8 protein-coding genes are annotated in these 7914 nt (G+C 51.9%); 4 read left to right on the top strand and 4 right to left on the bottom strand.

From position 1 onward, the window contains the following. Both NTH01S_RS10935 and NTH01S_RS10930 read right to left on the bottom strand, forming a co-directional pair. Positions 1-1120, bottom strand: a 1120-nt coding sequence (locus NTH01S_RS10935) for a TldD/PmbA family protein (protein ID WP_084367342.1), incomplete at its 3' end; no start/stop codon positions are given. 25 nt (positions 1121-1145) lie between these two features. Next, positions 1146-2309 (bottom strand): aminotransferase, encoded by a 1164-nt coding sequence (locus NTH01S_RS10930; protein WP_068173646.1) that lies wholly within the window; start codon positions 2307-2309, stop codon positions 1146-1148. A gap of 199 nt (positions 2310-2508) precedes the next feature. On the opposite strand from NTH01S_RS10930, the gene glnA reads away from it, so the two are divergent. From glnA to NTH01S_RS10915, 3 genes are all read left to right on the top strand, one after another. Further along, positions 2509-3954 (top strand): type I glutamate--ammonia ligase, encoded by a 1446-nt coding sequence (gene glnA, locus NTH01S_RS10925; RefSeq protein ID WP_068173644.1) that lies wholly within the window; start codon positions 2509-2511, stop codon positions 3952-3954. Between the two features lie 224 nt (positions 3955-4178). After that, entirely contained in the window at positions 4179-4823 is a 645-nt protein-coding gene (locus NTH01S_RS10920) for a trimeric intracellular cation channel family protein (RefSeq protein ID WP_068173641.1), read from the top strand. 65 nt (positions 4824-4888) lie between these two features. Next, a complete protein-coding gene (locus NTH01S_RS10915; RefSeq protein ID WP_084367336.1) occupies positions 4889-5608 on the top strand; it encodes an NADPH-dependent F420 reductase in 720 nt (239 codons plus the stop codon). A 324-nt stretch (positions 5609-5932) separates the two neighbouring features. Here NTH01S_RS10915 and NTH01S_RS10910 read toward each other — a convergent pair whose 3' ends face one another. Beyond that, positions 5933-6148 (bottom strand): heavy-metal-associated domain-containing protein, encoded by a 216-nt coding sequence (locus NTH01S_RS10910; protein WP_068173640.1) that lies wholly within the window; start codon positions 6146-6148, stop codon positions 5933-5935. Between the two features lie 13 nt (positions 6149-6161). After that, a complete protein-coding gene (locus tag NTH01S_RS10905) occupies positions 6162-6464 on the bottom strand; it encodes a putative quinol monooxygenase (protein ID WP_068173638.1) in 303 nt (100 codons plus the stop codon). 410 nt (positions 6465-6874) lie between these two features. On the opposite strand from NTH01S_RS10905, the gene NTH01S_RS10900 reads away from it, so the two are divergent. After that, positions 6875-7914 (top strand): hypothetical protein (locus tag NTH01S_RS10900; protein ID WP_218015989.1); only part of this gene is annotated, 1040 nt, incomplete at its 3' end.

Raw genomic sequence — 7914 nt, 5'->3', positions numbered from 1 at the left:
TCCCGCCTGCACCTGCACCCGTCTCATCCAAAGCAGCATGCATAGCGTCTAAAACTGCTTTATTCTGGCCCATCCCCAAATAATCATTGGAGCACCACACCGTGACTTCTCCCTCAATCAGCACATTGCGGCCCGTCGGCGTACCTTCATCATCAATGGTCAATGACCCGCGCCGTTCCGGCAATGTGCCATCATCCACCACCGTCACTCCCGGAGAGGCCACACGCTGCCCAACCATGCCACTGAAAGAGGATGTACCCTTACGGTTGAAATCTCCTTCCAAACCATGGCCCACCGCCTCATGCAGCAAAATCCCCGGCCAGCCAGCACCCAGCACAATTTCCATCTCTCCGGCGGGAGCAGGTTGTGCGCCCAGATTAACCAGCGCCTGACGCAATGCCTCATCAACAGCATGTTTCCATACCTCTGGCGCAAGAAGGCGCTCAAGCGTATAGCGCCCACCCAAACCATGAGAGCCGCTTTCCCGAACGCCACCATGTTCAACGACCACACTCACCCCTAAGCGTACCAAGGGGCGAATATCAGCCAAACGCTCACCATCATCAGCGCGACGCATAATCTGTACGGCTTGCCACTCTGAGCTGAGGCTCGCGCTCACCTGCACCACACGCATATCCGCAGCGCGTGCATAGGCATCAATTTCTGCCAAGATCGCGGCACGTTGTGCAAATTCTGTGCCGTCTAACGGGCGCTCCGCACCATAAAGCGCCCCCCCGGCACGGCTTGGCGCCAAAGCCGCCGTGCCTGCACGCCCTTGAGGCAAGGCCGATACGGCCTCAACCGCCCGCCCCAAAGCCGCATCACTCAATTCATCCGAATGCGCGAAAGCCGTTTCATTCCCTAAGACCGCACGCAGGCCAAAACCAGACGTCGTCGAAAAACTAGCGGAACGAATGGTGCCATCATCAAAGGCGAGCCCTTCATTCTCACGGTACTCCAGGAAAAGCTCACCATCATCAACCTGCGCCAAAGCACGTTGAACAGCGCTTTGCGCCCCATCCAACGACAAAACGCTCTGCGCTCGACCAAAAAATAGATCATCCGTCGTCTTCAGCGCGGAGCCACTCTGTAATACCGCCTGTGCGCTGTTTTCCGACATCGTCTTTGTATCCTTAACACTCATCTCAGCCCAAAGCCGCTTTCAGGCGTTTCAAGGCTTCTTTTAGCACATCAGGCTGCTTACAAAATGCAAAGCGGATCAAATTACGTGGCGGCTCAGCCGAGCTCGCATCATAAAAAGCGGAAACGGGGATCGTCGCCACACCAGCCTCGCGCACCAACCACTCCGCGAACGCCACATCATCCTGCCCCTTCGCCAAGGGCGTAATATCCGCCACCACGAAATAACTCCCATCCGCAGGCAGCGTCTTGAAGCCCAGCGCATGCAGGCCATCACGCAAAAGGTCCCGGCGCTCTTCTAAAGAAGACGCCAATTCCTGATAATAGGCATCATCTTTACGCAGCCCGTACGCCACAGCACGCTGCAAATTTGGCGCCGTCGCAAACACATAAAGCTGGTGCGCTTTTGCGATCAAATCCGCCAACGGTGCCGGCGCGGTGACATACCCGACTTTCCACCCAGTCAATGAAAAGCTTTTACCAGCGCTACCGATCCGCATGCAGCGCTCACGCATCCCCGGAAAGGTCATCAACGGACAATGTTTCACGTGAAACGTTAGGTGCTCATAGACTTCATCACAAATCGCGTAGACATCATGCTCACGCACCAAGTCTGCAATCACGCTCAGTTCTTCATGCGAGAACACCTTCCCAGCCGGATTCATGGGGGAGTTCAGAAGAATGGCTTTCGTCTTCGGACCAAAAGCGGCTTTCAATGCCTCAAGAGGCAGCTCCCACGATGGAGGCTCCAGCCTCACACATTTTGGCACAGCCCCCAAAAGACGGATCATCGGCAGATACGTGTCATAAAGTGGCTCAATCAACACCACCTCATCACCCGGATTAATCACCGCCGTTAAGCTCGCCGCCAAAGCTTCCGTTGCCCCCGACGTCACGACGACCTCCGTCGTGGGATTAATTTTTAAGCCGTAAAAACGCTCATTTGATTCGGCAACAGCTTCACGCAATTCTGGCAAACCCGTGAGCGGGGCATATTGATTGCGCTGATCCTGCAAGGCCTGCGCTGCATATGCCACAATATCCGCAGGCCCTTCCGTATCCGGGAAGCCTTGCCCCAAATTCACAGCCTGATACTGCACAGCAAGCTGTGACATACGCGTAAAAATCGTCGTCGGCACGGCTGAAAGTGTCGTATTGGGGGTCTTCATGCCTATTCCTCGTCGGTAGGGTTGCTGACACACACATCAATTAAGAGTTGGTTGCCCGTCAACACCTCATCTGGACAAAGCTCCTCCTATTTTCCAAGCAAAACCTTTACTTTTCTTGCACAAGACACCCTCGACATCGGGGCAAATGTCCCCTAATCGTTTTGATGCCGTTCACACTCAGTTAAGGCGTTATAGTCCCATGACTCAGACAGATTCTTCCGTTCCGGCCCCTAACGCAGAAGCCGTTGCACGCGTCTTCTCCTTGATCCAAGAGCATGCAGCCGAATTCGTCGACCTGCGCTTCACGGACCCTAAGGGCAAGTGGCACCACACGACACAAACCGTGAGCACCATTGAAGAAGACACCTTCACAGAAGGTTTCATGTTCGACGGTTCATCCATTCAGGGTTGGAAAGCCATCAACGAGTCCGACATGGTTCTGCTGCCGGACCCAGAAACCGCTGTCATGGACCCTTTCTCTGCTAAGCCGCAGTTGATCCTCGTTTGTGATATCGTCGACCCACGTACGGGCAAATACTACAACCGTGACCCACGCTCCACGGCAAAGCTGGCTGAAGCTTACCTGAAGTCTGCTGGCTTTGGTGACACAGCATTCTTTGGTCCGGAAGCTGAGTTCTTCATTTTCGATAGCGTTCGCTTCGGTACAGGCCCGAATTACGGCACATACGAACTGGAAAGCATCGAAGGCCCAGAAGCAGGCTTGAAGGCTTATCCAGAAGGCAATATGGGCCACCGCCCGACGCAAAAGGGTGGTTACTTCCCTGTACCGCCAGTAGACAGCGAGCACGACCTCCGCGCTGAAATGCTGTCCACAATGGGCGAAATGGGCCTGCCGATTGAAAAGCATCACCACGAAGTGGCGCGTTCACAGCATGAGCTGGGTACGAAGTTCGCAACACTCGTAAAATCTGCTGACTTCATGCAGATCTACAAGTATTGCGTCCACAATGTTGCGCATTCTTACGGCAAGACAGCAACCTTCATGCCAAAGCCAATCGCTGGCGATAACGGCTCCGGCATGCATGTTCACCAGTCCATCTGGCGCGACGGTAAGCCTGCTTTCGCTGGCGACAAATATGCTGGCCTGTCTGAAGACGCACTGTTCTACATTGGCGGCATCATCAAGCATGCAAAGGCACTGAACGCCTTCACCAACCCATCCACCAACTCTTACAAGCGCCTGATCCCAGGCTTTGAAGCACCTGTTCTGCTGGCTTACTCAGCCGCAAACCGCTCTGCTTCGTGTCGTATCCCACACGGTAACAGCCCGAAGGCAAAGCGCATCGAGGTTCGTTTCCCTGACCCGACCGCTAACCCTTACCTCGCATTCTCTGCAATGCTGATGGCTGGTCTGGACGGCATCCGCAACAAGATCCATCCGGGCGAAGCCATGGACAAGGATCTGTACGAACTGCCGAAGGATGAACTGGCTCAGATCCCAACCGTTGCAGGCTCCCTGCGTGAAGCGCTTGAAGCCCTCAGCGCAGATCATGAGTTCTTGTTGGCTGGTGATGTGTTCACCAAGGATCAGATCGAAAGCTACATCGATCTGAAATGGAGCGAAGTGTACAAGTTTGAACACACGCCGCACCCGGCTGAATTCGAAATGTACTACTCCGTCTAATCCTTCTGGGACTTTGACAAGGAAAAGCCCGGCCTTAGTGCCGGGCTTTTTTTGATGAGCCTCACATCAACCGCGCTGGCTTTCTCTACAACAGGCCATAATAATACACAGAAGACGCTGGGGCATTTTTCATAGCATTTTCAGCGTGACACCCCATGCTCAGCCTGCCAATCATAACGATGCCTCCTGCTTTTTTTTGATGCCCGCCGAGGTCACTCCCCCTTATGGACTTCCCCACCACACTACCCGGTAATATTCATCATTTTTCCAACCATGCCATCACCTTGCTGGATATAGCTGGCACGGCCGTGTTTGCCATTTCAGGTGCGCTTGAAGCCGCAAAAGCACGACAAAACATTCTGACGTTCTTTTTCTTTGCCGTCATTACGGGCGTCGGAGGGGGTACGATGCGGGACCTCCTTATCGGCGCTCCAATGGCCTGGATGCACAACTCAACAACAGCCCTTACCTGTATTCTGGCAGCACTTGCTGTGTGGTTCACACCCGCGCACTTATGGCCTGAGCGTGCCGTAGACTGGTTTGATGGAATAGGTATTGCGGCATATGGCGTCTTTGGTACTGCTAAAGCAACTGCGTATGGCATTCCGCCCCTCCCCGCTATTCTGATGGGCGTTGTCAGTGCTTGTTTGGGGGGTATTTTCCGGGATATTCTTGCAGGCGTGCCATCCATCGTCATCCGCCAAGAGCTTTACGTTACAGCAGTCGCGCTAGCTTCCGGGATGTATATTCTTTTGAGCCACATTGGGCAGCCTCCAGCCATCACCGTCAGCGTGAGTATCACTCTCGGCTTTGCCCTACGTGCATTGGCCATCACACGCGGCATTAATTTACCCACTTATCGCCGATAGAACGTGCGATGAGAGGATGACCAAAATAGTACGCTAAGCCCCCTCAGTGACAAGCAGGAGAGCCGATGGCGCAGCCATCGAGGGGCGGCTACCTATGGAACGATATCGATATTGCACGGAGATCGGATTTGAAAATTGGGATCATCGGGGCCGGGAACATCGGTCAGGCGCTCGCTAGGCTTGCCGTAGCCAATGGGCATACCGCAACGCTCAGCAATTCACGTGGGCCAGAGACTCTGCGCGATGTAATTGCTGAAATTGGTTGTCAGGCCAAGGCTACAGCCGATATCCCATCGGTCAGCGACATCGTTGTCCTTACGGTGCCCCTCACAGCCGCATTTAAAATTGCGCCGCACCTCCTTGATGGCCGTCTTGTCATCGATACGAACAATTACTACCCAGATCGAGATGGTAAGATCACGATGCTCGATCAGCGCGAAACAACAACATCGCAAATGATCGCAAACCATTTTTCAGGTGCCACTATCGTTAAGGCGTTCAATGCTATTCTGGCGAAAGACCTGCTCGATCCCGTCATCCTTCCAAATGCGGCCAAGCGCGCGCTGCCAATTGCGAGTGACGACACGGCAGCCAAGGCGGTTTTGACCGCTCTTCAAGCTGATTTTGGTTACGATACCGTAGATGCTGGCCACCTTGTAGATAGCTGGCGATTTGAACGCGCTAAGCCCGCTTATTGCATCCCGCTCGACACGAGCGGCCTAATTTCGGCGCTTGCTGCGGCCGAACGGGACAAGGAACTGCCAGAAGGGTCATGGCGGAGATAGCACCACCTGTCGGTCGAACCTTCCCATAAGCGAAGGTCAAAAGAGACGGTTGAAGGTTTCGTTCGACCCCGTATCTCGCAGGACATGAGGAAGCGGGACGCTCCGCAAGCGACCCGTTATGTGACAACGGGCTAGATCCCTCACATACGGTATCGCTGACCGTAGGTTTTCAAGCATACTCTCACCGCCCCCGATAAGAGATACTTTCAAGCGCTCGTCATGATGTTCCATAACGAAGCCCCCCAAGGGTGCACACTGCTCCGATGCACCGCACCAGGGGTTGAGGCCGAATGTACTGATGAAAACTCTACATCAAATGCTTTATCATGCGTTCAGCACATCAAAGCCGCTCTCTTCAATACACTCACGCACATCATGTTCTGTGATCTGCTGTTCATCATACTGAATAACGGCCTGACCAGAGGCCAGCGTCACATGGGCTTGTGCAACGCCCTGCAGCTCGTTCAATACTTTCTGTAGGCGCGTACTACATCCCTCACAGGACATGCCACCAACACGCACAATAACTTCAGACATCATAAACCCCTTACCCTTACTCAGCAGCCTCTAAAGGCTCCAACTGCATCAATTCTAATTGTGCATCGAGGCGCTGCAACAAGGCTGCCAAAGACTGAAAATGAGGTGTTTTCAAATGCGTTTCAAAAGCAGAGCGTGAGATCCACTGCTCAACAGCCGTGAAACGTCCTTCTTTTTCAACATCACGGCTGATCTGATACGATATACAGCCATCTTCCATCTGCGTATCACGCAAACAACGCGCCAATTCTTCTTGCAATTCGGGTGCGTTTTCCGGCGCAACACTCACAATCGCGACGACATGAACGGTTTGTAGCATAAATCTCTTCCATCATAACGCTCACGCCCTGCGCCATCAGCAAAGCTGTGCGTATCAAGGCGTCTCTACATGTGGTGCATATTGAGGAAAAAAGAACCCTAAAACTGCTTTTTTCATCAGAAGATGCGCGTGCTATCTGCTTATAGGGGCGTTTTTATAACTTTGTGGTAAGTGTTTTTTAGGGAGAAGATTAACAGTTCTGAATACCTCAAAATGCTCCATAAATTTTAAATACATAGAATTACAAAAAATTCCATTTATCCCAAATATACTTATTAAGTGAATTAATTTTTTACTTATATTAATTTTATATAAAACAAATGAAATTTATTTTATTTAGTGTTCGAAATAAAAATGGTTCATGATCGTTACAAAAATAAACACTTTGTTGTGATGGGTGCCTCTCTTCCATGTCTCAAATCAGAAAAAAACGCTCTCGTCTCGGTTATCGTGCCAGCCTTCTGTCCATGACTGTTCTTGCTTGCACCTCTCATGCTATCGCACAATCTATTCCACTCGATATTATATCTGAACAATGGTCTAATGAAACCAATGGCCCCCTCACGACCGGTTATCGCCTAGGTATTAATGTGGGTGTTAATGGAGGCCAACCTGAAGAATACCTTTTCGACACCGGGTCAGACTCCTTTAATATAGATGTCGGAAACGGCAGCACTGCACCTTCATGGTTTCCAACCGCCAACACACAACAATCCGTCGCCAACCTCACACCCTATATGTACGGCAATGGTACATATGGGTATCTGCTCAACCCAACGACCGTTCAAAGCATTCAATTTTTCAATTCTTCAACCGGACAATTAAACACAAGTTATAACACCTCTGCCGGCCTCCCTGTTGCTGCGGCACCTTATTATATTGCAACCATGGACAGCTTGCCGGGGCAGCCAGGCATACAGATCAATAACCCTACCCTCACCAGCTATGGCTTCACCAATCAACCTTATTACCAAGACCTGTCTTGGCAACAAAATATAGACCAAGGGCAACCACCTGAAGAAGGGCACTTCTTCGGCACTTTTGGTGCGGGTGACTTTGGTAATGCCATACCGGGTATGTTGACCAAAACGGGTTATATTGTAGAAGCGAATGGCTCTGCTTCTACTCCCGGAAGCTGCGGCAGCGCGTGCATGATCATGGGCTTAACCCCGGCATTACGCGCACAGTTTTTTAGCATTGTTCCATGGGCCGCAGGGGCACAAGGCACCTTCGCACTGTCGGGCACTCAAAGCTCGACCGAATTTGATACGCTGTTTAAATATACTCTCAGCTCTAACGGCCAAAGCTCTAGTACAACACTCATCACCCTACTGGACTCAGGCACTCCAAGCATTGTTTTAACGGATTCCGGATTGTATCAGGGAGCTGTTAATAACGGCATGGTTGACCCTAACGCAGACACCAACACCAACCCCAATGCCGTATCAAA

This window comes from Neokomagataea thailandica NBRC 106555 (assembly GCF_001598495.1).
Classification (GTDB): domain Bacteria; phylum Pseudomonadota; class Alphaproteobacteria; order Acetobacterales; family Acetobacteraceae; genus Gluconobacter; species Gluconobacter thailandicus_A.
This window is presented reverse-complemented; position numbering and strand designations above follow the sequence as displayed.